Origin of the sequence: Paenibacillus hodogayensis (assembly GCF_039536325.1) — a bacterium.
GTDB classification, from domain to species: domain Bacteria; phylum Bacillota; class Bacilli; order Paenibacillales; family NBRC-103111; genus Paenibacillus_AB; species Paenibacillus_AB hodogayensis.
Map to the genome: position 1 here is coordinate 202,573 of NZ_BAAAYO010000005.1, position 16,450 is coordinate 219,022.

Sequence of the window (16,450 nt, forward strand, 5' to 3'; positions counted from 1 at the left end):
GGGAATCCGGTAAATGAAACAACCGTTAGGCACGAAGCGGAAGGGTACGGGGCGACGGAGAAACGTAAAGCGCCGTTCGCGAAAGGAGTGGTCGTGTCATGCCTATGGAAGCGTTGCTTCGTCATATTGCCAAGGTACGCCTCCGGCTTGTCTGGCTTCGTCTGCTGGGTTATACCCGAATCGGGCTGCTGGCCGGAGTCGGCGCGGCTTGCGCGCTGGCTGTGCTGGCGCGGCTAATGCCGATCGCCCATTACCGTTACGCTTCGATCGGACTCGTAGCCGTAGGCGTTGCGGCCGCGGCTGCCATCGCTTTATATCGGCGTCCGGACGAACGGGAGGCGGCGCGGGAGATGGATCGCGAAGGCGGTCTGGAAGAGCGGATCGGGACGGCGCTTGCCATGCGCGATGCCGACAACGCTATGATCCGGCTGCAGCGAGATGAAGCGGTGCGTTACGCGGAATCGTTCGCGGGAGAGGCGACCAGGCTGCTGCGTTTGCCGAGAAGACCCCGGCTTACCGGCACCGCCGCCGGCTTGCTCGTCGTGCTGGGCGCTATGCTGCTCTGGCCAAACGCGATGGATGACATTGTCGCCAAGCGACAAGCCGAGAAGCAGTGGATCGGGGAGCAGGCGCAGGCGACGGAGCTACTGCGAGAGGAATTGAAGTCGCAGCAGCTGCCGCCCGTCCAGCTGGAGAAGCTCGATCGCGAGCTGGCCCGGCTTGGCGAAGAACTGCGCGATAGCGGCACGGCGCCGGAAGCGCTCGATGCCTTGGAACGTTCGCTGAAGAAGCTGAAGGAACAGGCCGAGCAGCTGCAGAAGGAACAAAAGCAGGCCGAGCAGTGGGCCAAGCAATGGGAAGCCAATCCTGCACTGCGCGAGCTCGGCCGAAATCTCGCCGCAGGCAACCGGCAAGGGCTCGATGAAGCGCTTGACGGGCTGCGCGGGCAGGTTTCGCGGATGACGCCGGAGCAGAAGCAGGAGCTGGCCAAGACGCTTGAGCAGTTGGCGGCTACAGCGGAGTCGTCAGACCCCGAGACGGAGTCCAAGTTGAAAGAGGCGCTGTCCGGCTTGGCGAAAGAAGCGGGTCAAGCTCCTGCCGGTCTTGACGAGCAAGCGCTCCAGGCGCTTGGCGCGGCGCTCGCGCAAGCGATGAACGCCGCCGCAACGCAGCAGTCGCTCGCCGCCCGAACGGCGCAAGCGGGAGGGCAGATCGCACAGGCGGGCTTGACGGCCGCGCAGCAGCTGGGCGCCCAGGGCATGGCCGTATCGCCGGCCTGGGGAACGAACGGACTTGCCGCCGGACTGGCTTCGGCAGCGGCTCAAGGCCAAGGCGGTCAGCCTGCGGGCGGAGCCGGCTCGAGTCCCGGTAACGGGGGAGCGAGCGGTCCGGGGACCGGTTCGGGCTCAGGCTCGGGAAGCGGTTCAGGCTCGGGAAGCGGTTCAGGCTCGGGAAGCGGTTCAGGCTCGGGAAGCGGTTCGGGCTCGGGAAGCGGTTCGGGTTCGGGAAGCGGTTCGGGTTCGGGAAGCGGCTCGGGGTCGGGGGCCGGCACAGGCGCGGGCTCGCGCGGACTGGTGAATACGCCGCGGACGTCAGCCGGCGGAGGCGAACCGCAAGCGGACGGAGGACCGGTTCAAGGCGGCGGTGGCGAGGTGATGCAGGACGGAGCCGCTCCTGCTTTGGACGGGGCAACCCGGCCTTATGAGGACGTTTATGCGCAGTACGAGTCCGAAGCGACGCGCTCGCTCGGCCGTTCCGAACTGCCGCAGACGATGCAGCAGTTGGTCCGCGACTACTTTACGGAAATACAGCCTAACCGGTAGATCCTATGCGCGTCTGCAGGAAGTCGGAGGACGCGGAGCTGTGCCACGGCGGCACTAAGACGCAGGTGCAGGGTGTTTGGAGAACCATTCAACGCTTTATCAGGGAGGGACATGGACGTATGATCGAATCGAAGGAGCAGTTGGAGCGCCAGCTCGCCGAAGTGGCGGCGATCCGCGAACAGATCGGCCGCGTGATCGTCGGTCAGAAAGAGATCGTCGAGCAGCTGCTCTGGTGTCTGTTCGCCGGCGGCCACGCTTTGCTGGAAGGAATACCCGGGCTCGGCAAAACGATGCTCGTCCGGACGATCGCCGATACGGTCGACCTCAGCTTCTCTCGTATCCAATTTACACCGGATCTGATGCCGGCCGACATTACCGGCACGAACATTATTCAATTCGGCGGACAAGGCGAAACGTCTTACCGATTTCAGAAAGGGCCGCTATTCGGCCATCTGGTGCTGGCGGACGAGATCAACCGGGCTACGCCCAAGACGCAGAGCGCGCTGTTGGAGGCGATGCAGGAAAAGACGGTAACCGTCGGCGCCGAAACGCATGTGCTGCCCAAGCCGTTCTTCGTGCTGGCGACGCAAAACCCGCTGGAGAACGAAGGGACCTACCCGCTGCCGGAAGCGCAGCTCGACCGGTTTCTGGTGAAAATCATCGTTTCCTATCCGACCAAAGAAGAATTGAAGGAAATCGTGCTGCGCACAACCGCACCGACGACGGCGCAGGCGGAGAAGGCGGCCGACGGCGATACGATCATGCGCATCCAGGATACGGTCAAGCAGATGCTGATCACCGAAGAGGTGCTTGATTTCGCCGTTCGGCTGCTGATGTCGACCCACCCGTCCGAGCCGGAGGCGCCGGAGTCCGTCAAGCGCTACGTCCAGTTCGGCTCCGGACCGCGCGGCATCCAGTCGATCGTTACGCTGGCGAAGGTCAGAGCTTTTTGCGCCGGCCGGCTGAACGTTTCTTATCATGATGTGGAGCAGGTAGCCATTCCCGCGTTGCGTCACCGACTATTTCTCAACTTCGAAGGCCAGGCGCTCGGCATGTCGACGGATGCGGTGCTGCGGGACGTGCTGGCCGCCATGGAAGGACGTCGATGAGCGCCGCCGGGACGCTGCTCGATTCGCAGTCGCTGCTTCGGTTGGAGCGGATGACCGTCATGGCCAAAAACCGGATTAGCGGCACGATGCAGGGCAAGCGCAAATCCCGGCAAACCGGCGCTTCGCTTGATTTCGCCGATTACCGGCTGTACGCCCCCGGAGACGATATCCGGCAGATCGATTGGAACGCTTACGGCCGCAGCGGCAAGCCGTTCGTCAAGCTGTTTCACGACGAGCGCGAGCTGCTCGTCCGCATATGGGTCGACGTATCGGCTTCGATGGACACCGGAGGCGGCCCGGACGGGGCAGACGGAGTCAGCAAGCTGATGCATGCGAAGAAGCTGGCGGCGAGCATCGGATATATGGCGCTGGCCGGTTATGACCGCGTGGCAGCGGGCGTTTTCGGGGAACGGGTCGCCGGCACGCTGCCGACGGTGCGCGGCAAAGCCTCGGCACAGCGTTTATTCCGCTTTCTGGAGGAGGCCGCGCCGGCTGCCGCGGGAGATATCCGCCAAGCGTTGACCGAGCCTTTGGCGCTGCCGAGACAGCCCGGCATGACCTGGCTGTTCTCCGATTTTTTGTACGAGAACGGCGTTCAGGATGCGCTTAACCGATTGCTGGCAGCCAAACAGGAAGTGGCCGTCGTGCAGGTGCTGTCGCCGGAGGAGCTTTACCCGGATTTTGAGGGGGATTTGCGGCTGGTCGACGTGGAGACCGGCCTCGGCAAGGAAGTGGCGATGTCAAGCAGGGTAATTAAAGCGTATAAGGAAGCGCTGGACGAATATACCGGCGGCCTGCGCGCCTTTTGCCACGAACGGGGCATCGCTTATGCGCTGGCGCCCACGAACGTGCCGGCGCTGGAGTGGATCGCGACTACGATGCGCCAGACCGGCGCTCTGCAATAAAGGAGACCGTCTATCGATATTGTCCGGGGACGAGCGGCAACGTTTGGCGGACGGTTTCTAAAGGAAGGCCGGAGACGGACGACAGCCGGCAGGGAGGTGTTGGACATGCATTTTGATTCGCTGCCGGGCTTATGGTTCGGCCTATCGCTGCCGGCCATCGTGCTGCTGTATTTATTCAAACGCAAATACGTCGACACGCCGGTCTCCAGCCATATGCTGTGGAACCGCGTCTTGAAAGACATGGAAGCGAACCGGCCGTGGCAGAAGCTGCGAAACCGGTTGCTGATGCTCGTCCAGCTGCTGGCGGCCGCTCTCCTGGTGCTTGCCATTATGCAGCCGTGGGTCTGGTCGCAACGTTCGGCCAAAGCGCATGTAGTCGTCGTTTTGGACCGTTCGGCCAGCATGACCGCCGAGGCTGAAGGGGGCGGCGAAAGCCGGCTCGACGCGGCCAAGCGGCAGGTGACCGAATGGGCGTCTGGCGAGGCGAAGGATAGCGCCATTACGCTGCTCGCCATGGGCGAGCAGGCCGACGTGCTTCTGTCGCGGGAGACGGACAGAAACCGGCTGCGCGAAGCGTTGGCCGGTATCGAGCCGGCTTACGGCAAAACCGTCTACCGGGAAACGATGTCGCTCGCGGCGGCGCTGACCCGCAACGACCCCGAAGCGGAAATCCGTCTGTTCACGGACGGGCAGTTCCCCGAGCCTGTCAGCGGCCTGGCGTTCGCCGTCCCGGTTACCGTCCATCGGATCGGGGAGGCGAAAGCGGACAATGGCGACAGCAATATGAGCATTTCTCAATTTGGCGTCAAATCGAACGGCAAGGAAGGCAAGCTGTCTGCCGTCGCTTCGCTCAAAAACGCGGGAACGGCGCCGAAGAAGGTGGAGGCGTCCCTATATGCCGGAGACTCGCTCGCCGAAGTCAAAACGGTGCAGATCGAAGCCGGCAAACAAGCCGCGGTTTATTTCGAAGGGCTAGCCCCGGCCGACTGGTACAAGCTGGACATCGGCTCCGGCGATTCGTTCCGCATCGACAACGTTTCTTATGCTTTCCCGGATAGCAATCGCGCGCGCAAGGTGCTGCTGGTCGGAGACGGCAACCTGTTTCTGGAAAAAGCGCTGCAGCTGGCCGGCGCGGAAGTGATCAAGCTGGCGCCTGACAATGCGCAGGCGTGGATAGGCTCGCAAAAGGCGGCCGGCGGCCCGGATCTGATCGCGATCGATTCGGTGACGTCGAGCGTCCTTGCTTCCCGGGAGTGGAAGGACATGCTGGCCTCCCGCCCGGTTCTGTATATCCGTTCCGGCAGCGAAGGCAAGGAAGCCGCCGTTCCGGCCGTGCCGTATAAGGTCGAGGACCATCCGGTTACCCGTTATTTGAAATTTCAGGATGCGCACGTGGCGACGGCTTGGCAGCCGGACGGCCTTGTCTGGGGCAAGTCGGTCGTTTCCGCCGGAGATATGCCGCTGCTTTATGCCGGAACGGAGAACGGCCAGCCGCGACTGTTGATCGCATTCGCCCTGCAGCAAAGCGATTGGCCGCTGCGAACGGAATTTCCCGTTTTCGTACAAAATGCGGTCGGCTGGCTGACCGCAGCCCACGGCGAAAGCCTGGGCCGGGCGGTGGCCGGGGAGCGCAAGGAAATCGCGATGTCTCCTGCCGCCGCTTCCGCCGCATGGGTGAGCGCGGATGGCGGGGGCGCTGGGCCGGCAGAGGCCGAGAAGACGGGAGGGAGGCTTTCCTCCGCCCAGACCGTACCTTTGCATCCGGGGTTGTACCGATTAGAGGAAAAGGACGAGTCCGGCCGGCTGGTACAAACCCGTTGGATTGGGGTTATGGCCGATTCGCGCGAGTGGGGAACGGCCGCTGCGGAGCTGAGCTTCGACCGAACCGCATCCGGCAGCCTGGTAGCGGGCGAAACGCCGGACCAGGCATCATCAGGCAGCGCGGACGACGGGCGCCGGGGAGCGCCGCTGTCGCTTTGGCATTGGGCTGCGCTGCTTGCCTTGGCGGCCGTCGTCTGTGAATGGGGGGTGTACCGCCGTGGGTCTTCAGTTTAAATCGCTGCTCGCGCTTCTGCTGCTTGTGCCCGCAGCGGCTTATATGGTCTGGGTATGGAGAAGGGCGGGGCGTCTGTCCGGCTGGCGCAAGCGGCTGGCGGTCGCACTGCGCGGTCTCGTCGTGCTGCTGTTGATTTTATCGCTCGCCGGGCTGCAAAGCTATGCAACGATCGAACGGAAGGCGATCGTATTCGTCGCCGACCGCTCGGACAGCATGACCGACAGTTCCGTTCTGGAGGCGTATATCCGTCAAACGGAGGAAGCCAAAGCGCAGCGGGACGCGGCAGGCGTCGTTTCGGCCGGGCTGGATGCGGCGATCGAGAAAGCGGCGGATACGGGCAGCGTCGACACGTTCGCGTTCGGCAGCCGCATCAATACGCAGTTTACGCGGCTGGACGAAGCGCTTCAACTGGCCGAGACGCTTCTGCCGACGGATGCGTCGCCGCGCATCGTGCTGCTGTCCGACGGACGGGAAAATGTCGGCGATATGCTCCGTCAAGGAAAGCTGCTGCGCGACAAGGGCATACCGGTCGATGTCGTTCCGCTGCCTGCGAAAGAACGCAAGGACGCCTCGGTCGATACGTTAAGCTTGCCGGAGAAATTGTATTTGGCCGAACAGTATTCGTTGGAGGTAGCCGTATCCAGCACGTTCGCCGGTCCGGCCGTATTGAGGGTATACGAGGATAACCGGGAAATTTCCGGGCAGCAGGTAACCCTGGAAAAAGGGCAAAACCGTTTCGTGCTGCGCGGTCTGGCCAAGGAGCAGGGGCTGCACCGGTATCGCGCCGAGCTGTACGCGGATGGAGACGAGGTATCGGCCAACAATGCCGCGTATGCGTTCAGCCGGGTGACCGGTCCTCCGAAGGTGCTGCTGGTCGAAGGCAGTGAAGGGGCCGCGCAAAGCTTAAAGGCCGTGCTTGATGCCGGGCTCGTCCCGTACGACGCGATCGTACCGGAGATGCTTCCCAGAGAACTGGCGGACTATTCGGCCTACGACTCGGTCGTGCTCGCCAACGTGCCGGCCACCAGCATGTCGGAAAGCCAGATGACGATGATCGAGCAGTCGGTCCGGGATTATGGCATCGGCCTGGTCATGACCGGCGGCGAGGATAGCTTCGGGCTTGGCGGCTATTTCAAGACGCCGATCGAACGGGCGCTGCCGGTTTACATGGATTTGCGCGGCAAACGGGAGATTCCGTCGCTGGCGCTTATGCTGGTGCTCGACAAATCGGGAAGCATGTCCGGGGGCGGGATCGAGCTGGCGCAAGAGGCCGCGACGCGCACGATCCAGCTTATGCGGGAACAGGATACGATCGGCGTGGTCGCCTTCGATTCGTCCCCGTGGTGGGTCGTGGAGCCGCAGCTGCTGAAGGATCCGAAGCAAGTGATCGACAAAGTCAATTCGATTCAAGCCGACGGCGGAACCGAAATTTATGCTGCGGTCGAGCAGGCTTACGCCAAGCTGCGGAAGGTGGATGCCCAGCGCAAGCACATCATTTTGCTTACGGATGGTCAGTCTGCCACGAATCCGAACTACGCGTCGCTTGCGGGCGATATGGTCAAGGACAACATTACGCTCTCCTCCGTAGCGATCGGCGACGGCGCGGACACGCAGCTGCTGGAGCAGTTGGCCCGGATGGCGAAGGGCCGTTATTACTTTACGAACGACCAGTCGACGGTTCCGGCCATTTTCAGCCGCGAAGCGGTGCTGATCTCGCGCACGTATATCGTCGATCAGCCGTTTGTGCCGTCGATCGGCCAGGCTGCCGACTGGAATCCGCTGTTTGCCGGCGGCGTTCCGCGCGTTCATGCCTATATCGCCACGACGCCGAAGGAAACTGCGGAGATTGCGCTGACGAGCCCCGAGCCCGATCCGCTGCTGGCCCGCTGGCAGTACGGGGCAGGCAAAGCGGTCGCCTGGACGAGCGACCTGACCGGCAAATGGGCGGGCGATTGGGTCGCCTGGGACCGATTTCAGGACGTTTTCAGCCGCATTGTCAAATGGACGTTCCCGCAATTCCAGGCGTCGCCGATCGAGCTGACGAGCCGGCTGGAAGGCGGCTCGGTCACGCTCGATGTGATAAGCGCAGCCGGCGGCGCGCTTAAGGCAATCGTCACGGACGAAGAGCTGAAGCAGACCGAGGTGACGCTCGAGCCGACCGTACCGGGCGAATATACCGGGCAATTGGCTATCGGCAAACCCGGAGTCTATTTGACGCAAATTTCATCCGTCCCAGAAGAGGGGAGCGAAGGCGGAACAGGCAACGGTACCGGAGGCATCGCCGCCACGACCGGCTTCGTTATCCCGTACTCCCCGGAATACCGGATCGGGGCGGACGACGGGGCGGACAAGCTGAAGCAGCTGGCCGAGCTGACGGGCGGACGGGTGCTCCAGCTCGACAAGCCCGGCGACGCGTTCGGCGGGGAGACAACGGCGAAGAAACGGGTCCGGGACTTGTCACAGGCTCTGCTGATCGCGGCGCTGCTGCTGTGGCTGGCCGACATTGCCGTACGGCGTCTGCACATCCCGTGGCGCAAGCTGCTTGCCGCCCTGCGAATGTCCGCTGGACGAACATCTCCGGGCGGTTCGGGACGCGACACGGTGGAGCGGCTCCGTTCCCGCGTACCGGCGCGCGCGCCGGAGCGGGAGCGGTTCCCAGCGGAAGCCCGCAGCGATACGCAAGCCGCACAACCGCCGTCTGGCGGGAAACGCGGAACGGAGTGGGACTCGCCGACCGAGCACGCGGGGCGGACGAATGCATCCGCCGGAGGATTGCCGACGTCCGGATCTCCAAGCGGAGAAGCCCCTTCTGCGCAGGCTGCCGCTACTCGTCCGGGGGGGCGGACGTCGCCGTCGGCGCAAGCGGAGGAAGGCGGCGCGGAAGAGCGGCTGAACCGGCTGCTGGCCGCTAAAAAGCGCCGGGAACGGTGAGTGGGCGCTTCGCCCTCTCCCGTGACGGAGGCTTTGGCGAAAACCGGTTGTTTTGAGCGAATACTAGCATTTTATGTCCGATTTCGTTACAATGGTTGCAGGAAGCCGCTTGTGCGGCGGTTTTCAAGAGTTATAGGGAGGGGAAGCCGTTTTGGCCAACAATCGCTATTCCGTCGGGCTGATCATTGTGGCGGTAGGCGTCATCTTATTACTCGGCAAGCTCGGAGTCATCGGATTTTTTTGGCACGTCTTCTGGCCTCTATTCGTGCTGATTCCCGGGCTGCTGCTGCACGGACTTTATTTCAGCCGCGTCCTGCCCTCGGGCGTGCTTATACCCGGCGGCATTCTCGTCACGAATTCGATCTTGTTTTTCCTGTGCACGATTTTCAGCTGGAAACTGATGGCTTACCTGTGGCCGGGCTTCATCCTGGCGCTGGCGGTCGGCCTGTACGAATATTACTTGTTCGATAAACAAAGCCCGCGGAGCACGCTCATTGCGGCCGTCGTCCTGGCCGTCATCTCCGGCATCTGCTTCAGCATGACGGTGCTGTTTACCGCCGGCGTTTATTTCGTCGCTTTGGCGCTTATCGTCGTCGGCGCCTATCTGATCTACAATAAACGGCGTCGCTGGTAAGGCGGTCCGTCTTGTTAACCAAATCTTCAAGCACGGTTTTCTTGCATTTTCACGCCAAAATCGCTATAATTCTTAATGTGTCAAGCGTCGGCGCCATTGTCCGACGCTTATTTCATGATTAACGGATAAACCGCCTTCGGGCGATTCTACTTTTTGTCAAACGGGAAAGGATGAACGTTAACTTTATGCACGCAAGAGACAAAATCCGCAACATCGCCATTATCGCTCACGTCGACCATGGCAAAACGACACTCGTCGACAAGCTGCTCCAGCAATCCGGCACGTATCGCGACAACGAGGCGATCCAAGAACGGGCGATGGATTCCAACGATCTGGAACGCGAACGGGGCATTACGATATTGGCGAAGAATACGGCCATTACGTATAAAGATTATTTCATAAACATTGTAGATACGCCGGGACACGCCGATTTCGGCGGCGAGGTGGAACGCATCATGAAGATGGTCGACGGCGTGCTTCTCGTCGTGGACGCTTTCGAAGGCTGCATGCCTCAGACGAAGTTCGTGCTGCGCAAGGCGCTGGAACAAAACTTGACGCCGATCGTCGTGCTAAACAAGATTGACCGTCCGAGCGCGAGGCCGGCGGAAGTCGTCGACGAAGTGCTCGATCTGTTCATCGAGCTTGGCGCGAACGACCAGCAGCTCGATTTCCCGGTCGTATACGCCTCGGCACTGCAAGGCACGTCGAGCCTCGACGCCGATTCGCAGGAAGAGAACATGCAGTCGCTGTACCAAACGATTATCAGCCACATTCCGCATCCGACGGAAGACACCGAGCTGCCGCTGCAATTTCTGGTAACGCTGATGGACTACAACGAATACTTGGGACGGATCGCCATCGGCCGGCTCAACCGCGGCATTATCCGCCAAGGCCAGGCGGTTGCCGTAATGACTCGCGAAGGCCAGGTGAAGCAGGCGCGGATCGAGAAGCTGTTCGGCTTCCAAGGCTTGAAGCGGATCGAGATCGAGCAGGCCGGAGCCGGCGATATCGTCGCCTTGTCGGGCATCAAGGATATTAACATCGGGGAGACGATCGCCGATCCGACGAATCCGGAAGCTTTGCCGGTTCTGAAAATCGACGAACCGACGTTGCAGATGACGTTCGTCGTCAACAACAGCCCGTTCGCCGGCAAAGAAGGCAAATGGGTCACGTCCCGCAAACTGCGCGAGCGGCTGTTCAAGGAGCTGGAGACGGACGTTTCGCTGCGGGTCGACGAGACCGATAGCCCGGATGCGTTCATCGTATCCGGACGCGGCGAGCTGCACCTCGGCATCCTGATCGAGAACATGCGTCGCGAAGGGTTCGAGCTGCAAGTATCCAAGCCGGAAGTCATCGTCAAAGAAATGGACGGCGTGAAGATGGAGCCGATCGAACGGCTGCTGATCGATGTGCCCGAAGACAGCATGGGCGCGGTTATGGAAAGCCTCGGCACGCGCAAGGCGGAAATGATCAACATGACGAATACCGGTACCGGTACGGTCCGTCTCGAGTTTCTTATTCCGGCGCGCGGCCTGATCGGGTACGGCACCCATTTCCTGACGCTTACCCGCGGCTACGGCGTCATGAACCATGCGTTCGAGCAATATGGTCCTTATGCCGGTGCGAACGTCGGCGGACGCCACCAGGGCGTGCTGATCTCGTTCGAGTCCGGCGTCGCCACGACATACGGCATGCTGTCGGTCGAGGACCGAGGCATTATGTTCATCAACCCGGGCATCGACGTATACGAAGGGATGATCATCGGCGAGCATACGCGCGATACCGATCTCGCCGTCAACGTATGCAAGGAGAAGCAGCTGACCAACATGCGCGCGTCGAGCAAGGATGAGACCGTACGGATGAAGACGCCGCGCATCTTCTCGCTCGAGCAGGCGCTGGAATATTTGAATGACGACGAATATTGCGAAGTGACGCCGAAATCGATCCGTCTGCGCAAAAAAATATTGAATAAAAACGAACGGGAAAAAGCAGAGAAAAACCGTAAACTGGCCGAGTCGAACGCATAACGTTCGACCGGCCTTTCGGTCCATTACGGCATGGGAGGCGTTCTGGGGTGCAGCAGTGGCTTTTTGATCATCCTTGGATTACGTATATTCTGATTTTCGTCTTTCTCGTATATATTTATAATAAAGTGTTCCGCATGCGCAAGCTTCCGCTGCTGAAGGATGCGGTCATTTATTTGACCATTGCGGTCGGCGCCTTTATCCTGATGCTGTTCCAGCTCGATCTCGAGCTGCCGATCGTCATCAGCCTTGGCGTGGCCGTGGCGCTGATGCTGACGGTGCGGGTCCGCTATTGGATGATCGACCGGGAAAACCGCAAAAAAGGGCTGACGGAAGCCGGACAGGCTCCCGAAGCGAACGGCAAGCCGGAGACGGCCGACAAGTCGAAAGCATGAACGGGCCGTCCGAGAGGAGCGACTGACTATGTTCCGTTACTGGTTGGCCCCGATAACGAGGAACGAGCCGATTGTGCTGGGCGGCGAGCGCTTGTTGTGCGCGCCGGAGGAGCCATGGGCGGAGTTCCGCAATCAATTGGAAAGCAGCCGACCCCGGCTGCTGTTTCCGTTCAAGGCGCATTTGCTCGCTGGAGAAGAAGAAGCGGAGGCGTGCGGCAGGGACCCCGCTCCGTTCGAACTGTCTACTCCGGGCGATGTCGTTTTCGACGGGAAGCCGCTGCATCTGTCCGGTTGCGGCCGCGCCGTCCTGGACAAGCTGCCTTCCGCCGAAGCGCTTGCGGCATGGCTTGCAGAGAACGGGATGCAAGCGCTGTCCGGCCTGTCCGTGCCGGGGGGCGCTGAGGATGCGCCCTGCCTGCTGGACGATGCGCTGGCACGTTGGGCGGCAAACGGGTTACGGGTGATTTTGCTGAAGGAGGAATCGAACGGATGAAGCTGAACGAGGCCCTATTCAACTGGCTGCAAATTCGTCTCGTGGCCGAAGCGAGACCGGAAGACAACGCCGCCCGCGAGACGGAATCGTTTTTTGCGGAAATATTGCGCGACGATCATAACCTGCAGGACGTCCGCATTGCCGTAACCGACGATACGACGCTGCACGTCCGGTACGAGCATGAAGGAGAGACGAAGGCGCAAAGGTTTGACAAGGAGCATGCGGAGCAGCTGCTTCGCGATATCGCCGCCAACCCGAAATACAACTGAAAGTGGTGATTTCCGATGCCCCCAACCGCCCCGCAGAAGCGGGCGCCCAAAAGCGCCCGTTCCGGTAAAGCCGTCATGAAGACGATTCTGTTCATCGTTATCGTGATTCTGCTCGCCGCGCTCGGCTATGCCGGATATATGCTCTACAAGATTAACGGGGCGCTGGAAAGTGCGGGCGCTCCGGATACGGCTCCCGTCTCGAAGCCGGTCAGCGACAATCCGGTAACGGTGCTTCTGCTTGGCACGGATACGCGTCCGCAAAATCCGAGCCTCAATACCGACGTCATGATGGTCGTGTCTCTCAATCCGCAGCGCAAGACGGCCGCTGTCGTCTCGATCCCGCGCGATACGCTGCTCAAGGTGAGCGGCTACTCGCAAAACAAGGCGAATGCGTATTACGCCGGCTTCCATAACAGCAACAAAGCGACGGCGTACGCCAAGACGAAGGCGCTGATCGGCAAATATTTGAACGTGCCGATCGATTACGCGGCCAAGATCGATTTCAACGGCTTCAAAGAAGTCGTCGACAACCTTGGGGGCCTCAAGCTCGATGTCGACATGAACATGTGCTACACCGATAAAGAGGACGGCACGGCAATCCGTCTGACGAAGGGCATACATACGCTGAACGGAAGCCAGACGCTCGACTTCGTCCGTTACCGCAAGGGCAATTGTCAAAATTCCGCGGAATCGAACGATATCGAGCGCAACGCGCGGCAGCAGCAGGTCATCGGCGAAATGATCGGCAAGCTGAAAACGGTGGACGGCGTGTTCAAGCTCGGCTCCGTTATCGAAGCGATCGGCAACAATGTGGACACGGACATCCCCTCCTCGCAAATCAAAAGCTTGATGCGGACATATATAGGCATCGACCGCGATAAAATAAACTATGTTCACCTTGAAGGCGAATGGCGGAGCCCGTATATTATCGTCGGATCGGGCGAATTGAAGAAGGCGCAGACCGCCCTGCAGGAACAGCTTCGCTAACATTCTTGCATCCCGGTCCGGGCGCGGCTTCGGCTATCGGCTATGGCTGAGAGGCCGCACCGTGTGATATAATGGGGGCAAGCCGCACTTTCAGGAGGATGGATGTATGGCTGAAACGATTACCGCTTTGTCGGAACAGCAGATGTCCCAACTGCAAAAGGAAAAGCTGGTTTTGCTTGCCACGATCGATGCGGAGAGCGGATTTCCGAACGTAAGCGCCATTTCGTGGGTATATGCCAACGACATGTCCAACATCCGTTTTGCCGTCGACCGGCGTTCGCGCCTCGTGGAGAACATCAAGCGCCATCCGCAAGTAACGGTGACCTTTTTTGGCGAGGGCAAAGTCAATGCCGTATACGGCACTGCTGCTGCCATTGCCGACTCGCTCGAGGGAGTGCCCTTCAAGCTGGCCTGCTTCGACGTCGCAGTCGAAGCGGTGCGGGACGCGATGTTTTACGGCTCCCGTATTTCCGTCGAGCCCGAATACGAGAAAACGTACGACAAACGTGCAGCGGATAAGCTGGACGGACAAGTTTTTGCTGCCATGAAAAAAGCCTAGTTCCAGCGGAACCGGGCTTTTCGTGTCTCTGGTCGGCGACGGGTGAAGGCATGTCTTACAATTCCTTGCCGCCCATTTGATGACCGTCATCGGTTTGCGCCGGCGGGTTGCCCTGCGGCGTGATATCCTTCGGAATTTGCGGCACGATCCGGCCGACCATGTCGGCAAGCTCCTCCGCAAGCCCGGCAACCGGACGTCCTTGACGGATATCCTCGCGAATTTCCGCAATCCGACCTGCCATATCGATGTCGGCCGTTACAAAGGCGTTTACGCCGTACGGATCTTTGCGCAGCGCTTCGGCGACCGAGTATTTGATCACGTCGACGCGGCTTCGTTCCAGCTGCGGCTGTACATTGATGCCGACAATCGCCGTATTGCCGAGTATGACGCATTTGGCGCTTTCGACTTGAGGAATGCTTGTGGCAAGCGCCTCCAGCCTGGCGGTCACCTGTTGTTTGTCGTTGATTTCCGGCTTGGCCGGGGCCGTCTGCTGTACCTTAATACCGTTTCGCCCGTCCGGAGAGGGGGATGCTTCATTGCGCGGCGCTTTGCCGCAGCCGCCTAGGATCGTAACCGCAAGCGCGAGGACAACGACTTTTCGCATCTATAATTCGCTCCTATCTGTTCCTGTATTCGTCATGGTTAGTTTGTCCGTTTCGACATCGAATATGTACAACTATAGCCAGATGCCAAGCCGGGAGGGGACGCTCATGAGAAAAATTTACGTATTGGATACGAATGTCCTGTTGCAGGATCCTAACGCCGTCTTCGCTTTCGAAGACAACGAAGTGATCATTCCCGCGGTGGTATTGGAGGAAATCGACTCGAAAAAGCGCAACGCCGACGAATTGGGGCGCAACGCCCGCACCGTATCGCGGCTGCTGGACGGACTCCGGGAAAAGGGGCGTCTGCATGACGGAATCGGACTGGAGCGGGGAGGCAGCATCAAGGTCGAGCTGAATCACCGCAGCTTTCAGAAGCTGCACGATTTATTCGGAGAAATTACAAACGACAACCGAATTTTGGCTGTCGCTTTAAACTATCATCTGGAAGAGCAGGAGAACGCCGATCCGCGGCCGGTCGTCCTGGTGAGCAAGGATACGCTGGTACGGATCAAAGCCGATGTGCTGGGCATTACCGCAGAAGATTATTTGACCGACCGGATCGTGTCGTCCAACGAGCTGTATCCGGGGTACATCACGCTGCATGTGCATCCCGGCGTCATCGACAGCTTCTATAACGCCCGGTTTTTGCCGGTGACGGACCTCAGCGTGAATTACAAATTCCAGCCGCACGAGTTCGTCATTTTGAAGGATGAGCTTGGCACCTCCAAATCGGCTTTGCTGAAAGCGAGCGCCGATGGGAAGCGGCTGGACCCGCTGTTCCTGAGCAACGATCCGATCTGGGGAATCGGCGCGCGCAATGTGCAGCAGCGCATGGCGCTCGAGCTTCTGCTGAACGACGATGTGCCGCTCGTTACGCTAACCGGCAAAGCCGGTACGGGCAAGACGCTGCTGGCGCTGGCGGCCGGTCTGATGAAGATCGAAGACGAGCACAAGTACAAGAAGCTGCTCATCGCCCGCCCGGTCGTGCCGATGGGCAAGGATATCGGGTATTTGCCGGGAGAGAAGGACGAGAAGCTTCGGCCGTGGATGCAGCCGATCTACGACAATCTGGAATTTTTGTTCGATACGAAGAAGTCCGGGGATATCGATAAAATATTGGCCGGCATGGGCAGCATCCAGGTGGAGGCGCTGACGTATATTCGTGGGCGCTCGATTCCGGGGCAGTTCATCATTATCGACGAAGCGCAGAACTTATCGAAGCACGAAGTGAAAACTATTGTATCGCGTGTTGGCGAGGGCAGCAAAATCGTCTTGATGGGCGATCCGGAACAGATCGATCATCCGTATCTGGATGCGTACAGCAACGGACTTACGTATGTGGTCGAAAGGTTCAAAGATCAAGCGATCGCCGGTCATATTAATCTGGAGCGGGGGGAACGCTCCCACCTGGCCCAACTGGCCGCCGATTTGCTGTAGCGTTCGATCGTTTAACGAAAACGTCTGGCGTTCCGCTGAAGTTGCGGGCTCCAGACGTTTTTTTAACGTTAAAGAACCGGTTTGCCGATTATTCGCGCACAGAAAAAGATTGAACTTTTCCGTCCGACCGGTATATAATAAACATATTAACTTAATCATTAAGGTGATTATTGCCGCAACCTCGGAGGCGAATCGTTTTTGGCTTGGAGTGCAGGCGTCGGAA

General features: G+C 60.0%; 14 protein-coding genes. 13 read left to right on the top strand and 1 reads right to left on the bottom strand.

Annotated elements, in window-relative coordinates; translation table 11 throughout:
* Positions 1-98: 98 nt before the first annotated feature.
* The 12 genes from ABD796_RS10360 (at position 99) to ABD796_RS10415 (ending at position 14,185) form a co-directional block, all read left to right on the top strand.
* Positions 99-1,823, top strand: coding sequence for a hypothetical protein (locus ABD796_RS10360; RefSeq protein ID WP_344906942.1), 1,725 nt, complete (start codon positions 99-101; stop codon positions 1,821-1,823).
* A gap of 119 nt (positions 1,824-1,942) precedes the next feature.
* Entirely contained in the window at positions 1,943-2,932 is a 990-nt protein-coding gene (locus ABD796_RS10365; RefSeq protein ID WP_344906945.1) for an AAA family ATPase, read from the top strand.
* Positions 2,929-3,837 (top strand): DUF58 domain-containing protein, encoded by a 909-nt coding sequence (locus ABD796_RS10370; protein WP_344906947.1) that lies wholly within the window; start codon positions 2,929-2,931, stop codon positions 3,835-3,837. Before ABD796_RS10365 ends, ABD796_RS10370 begins: the two co-directional genes overlap by 4 nt.
* Before the next feature lie 105 nt (positions 3,838-3,942).
* Positions 3,943-5,892, top strand: coding sequence for a VWA domain-containing protein (locus ABD796_RS10375; protein ID WP_344906950.1), 1,950 nt, complete (start codon positions 3,943-3,945; stop codon positions 5,890-5,892).
* On the top strand, positions 5,876-8,824 hold the full coding sequence (locus ABD796_RS10380; RefSeq protein ID WP_344906954.1) for a VWA domain-containing protein: 2,949 nt from the start codon (positions 5,876-5,878) through the stop codon (positions 8,822-8,824). Before ABD796_RS10375 ends, ABD796_RS10380 begins: the two co-directional genes overlap by 17 nt.
* 151 nt (positions 8,825-8,975) lie before the next feature.
* On the top strand, positions 8,976-9,458 hold the full coding sequence (locus ABD796_RS10385; protein WP_344906958.1) for a hypothetical protein: 483 nt from the start codon (positions 8,976-8,978) through the stop codon (positions 9,456-9,458).
* Positions 9,459-9,643: 185 nt separating this feature from the next.
* Positions 9,644-11,485 (top strand): translational GTPase TypA, encoded by a 1,842-nt coding sequence (typA, locus tag ABD796_RS10390; RefSeq protein WP_344906961.1) that lies wholly within the window; start codon positions 9,644-9,646, stop codon positions 11,483-11,485.
* Between the two features lie 47 nt (positions 11,486-11,532).
* Entirely contained in the window at positions 11,533-11,877 is a 345-nt protein-coding gene (locus tag ABD796_RS10395; protein WP_344906964.1) for a YlaH-like family protein, read from the top strand.
* Positions 11,878-11,905: 28 nt separating this feature from the next.
* Entirely contained in the window at positions 11,906-12,370 is a 465-nt protein-coding gene (locus ABD796_RS10400) for a hypothetical protein (RefSeq protein WP_344906967.1), read from the top strand.
* The gene (locus tag ABD796_RS10405; RefSeq protein WP_344906970.1) at positions 12,367-12,639 is read left to right on the top strand and encodes a hypothetical protein; all 273 of its coding nucleotides are present in this window, start codon (positions 12,367-12,369) and stop codon (positions 12,637-12,639) included. The genes ABD796_RS10400 and ABD796_RS10405 overlap by 4 nt, the downstream gene beginning before the upstream one ends.
* A gap of 15 nt (positions 12,640-12,654) precedes the next feature.
* Positions 12,655-13,626, top strand: a complete 972-nt coding sequence (locus ABD796_RS10410) for an LCP family glycopolymer transferase (RefSeq protein WP_344906973.1) — start codon at positions 12,655-12,657, stop codon at positions 13,624-13,626.
* Between the two features lie 106 nt (positions 13,627-13,732).
* A complete protein-coding gene (locus tag ABD796_RS10415) occupies positions 13,733-14,185 on the top strand; it encodes a pyridoxamine 5'-phosphate oxidase family protein (RefSeq protein ID WP_344906976.1) in 453 nt (150 codons plus the stop codon).
* Positions 14,186-14,240: 55 nt separating this feature from the next.
* On the opposite strand, the gene ABD796_RS10420 is transcribed toward ABD796_RS10415, so the two are convergent.
* Positions 14,241-14,789 carry a YhcN/YlaJ family sporulation lipoprotein gene (locus ABD796_RS10420; RefSeq protein ID WP_344906981.1) on the bottom strand — a complete coding sequence of 183 codons (549 nt, stop codon included), beginning with the start codon at positions 14,787-14,789 and terminating at the stop codon, positions 14,241-14,243.
* 106 nt (positions 14,790-14,895) lie between these two features.
* Between ABD796_RS10420 and ABD796_RS10425 the strand changes: the two genes are divergently transcribed.
* Positions 14,896-16,227 carry a PhoH family protein gene (locus ABD796_RS10425; protein WP_344906984.1) on the top strand — a complete coding sequence of 444 codons (1,332 nt, stop codon included), beginning with the start codon at positions 14,896-14,898 and terminating at the stop codon, positions 16,225-16,227.
* The last annotated feature ends 223 nt before the right edge of the window (positions 16,228-16,450 follow it).

Excerpts from the sequence above, each read along its gene's own strand:
- typA (WP_344906961.1), top strand. The coding sequence starts at position 9,644 with ATGCACGCAAGAGACAAAATCCGCAACATCGCCATTATCGCTCACGTC.
- ABD796_RS10415 (WP_344906976.1), top strand. The coding sequence starts at position 13,733 with ATGGCTGAAACGATTACCGCTTTGTCGGAACAGCAGATGTCCCAACTG.
- ABD796_RS10370 (WP_344906947.1), top strand. The coding sequence starts at position 2,929 with ATGAGCGCCGCCGGGACGCTGCTCGATTCGCAGTCGCTGCTTCGGTTG.
- ABD796_RS10400 (WP_344906967.1), top strand. The coding sequence starts at position 11,906 with ATGTTCCGTTACTGGTTGGCCCCGATAACGAGGAACGAGCCGATTGTG.
- ABD796_RS10365 (WP_344906945.1), top strand. The coding sequence starts at position 1,943 with ATGATCGAATCGAAGGAGCAGTTGGAGCGCCAGCTCGCCGAAGTGGCG.
- ABD796_RS10405 (WP_344906970.1), top strand. The coding sequence starts at position 12,367 with ATGAAGCTGAACGAGGCCCTATTCAACTGGCTGCAAATTCGTCTCGTG.
- ABD796_RS10410 (WP_344906973.1), top strand. The coding sequence starts at position 12,655 with ATGCCCCCAACCGCCCCGCAGAAGCGGGCGCCCAAAAGCGCCCGTTCC.
- ABD796_RS10360 (WP_344906942.1), top strand. The coding sequence starts at position 99 with ATGCCTATGGAAGCGTTGCTTCGTCATATTGCCAAGGTACGCCTCCGG.
- ABD796_RS10375 (WP_344906950.1), top strand. The coding sequence starts at position 3,943 with ATGCATTTTGATTCGCTGCCGGGCTTATGGTTCGGCCTATCGCTGCCG.
- ABD796_RS10420 (WP_344906981.1), bottom strand. The coding sequence starts at position 14,789 with ATGCGAAAAGTCGTTGTCCTCGCGCTTGCGGTTACGATCCTAGGCGGC.
- ABD796_RS10425 (WP_344906984.1), top strand. The coding sequence starts at position 14,896 with ATGAGAAAAATTTACGTATTGGATACGAATGTCCTGTTGCAGGATCCT.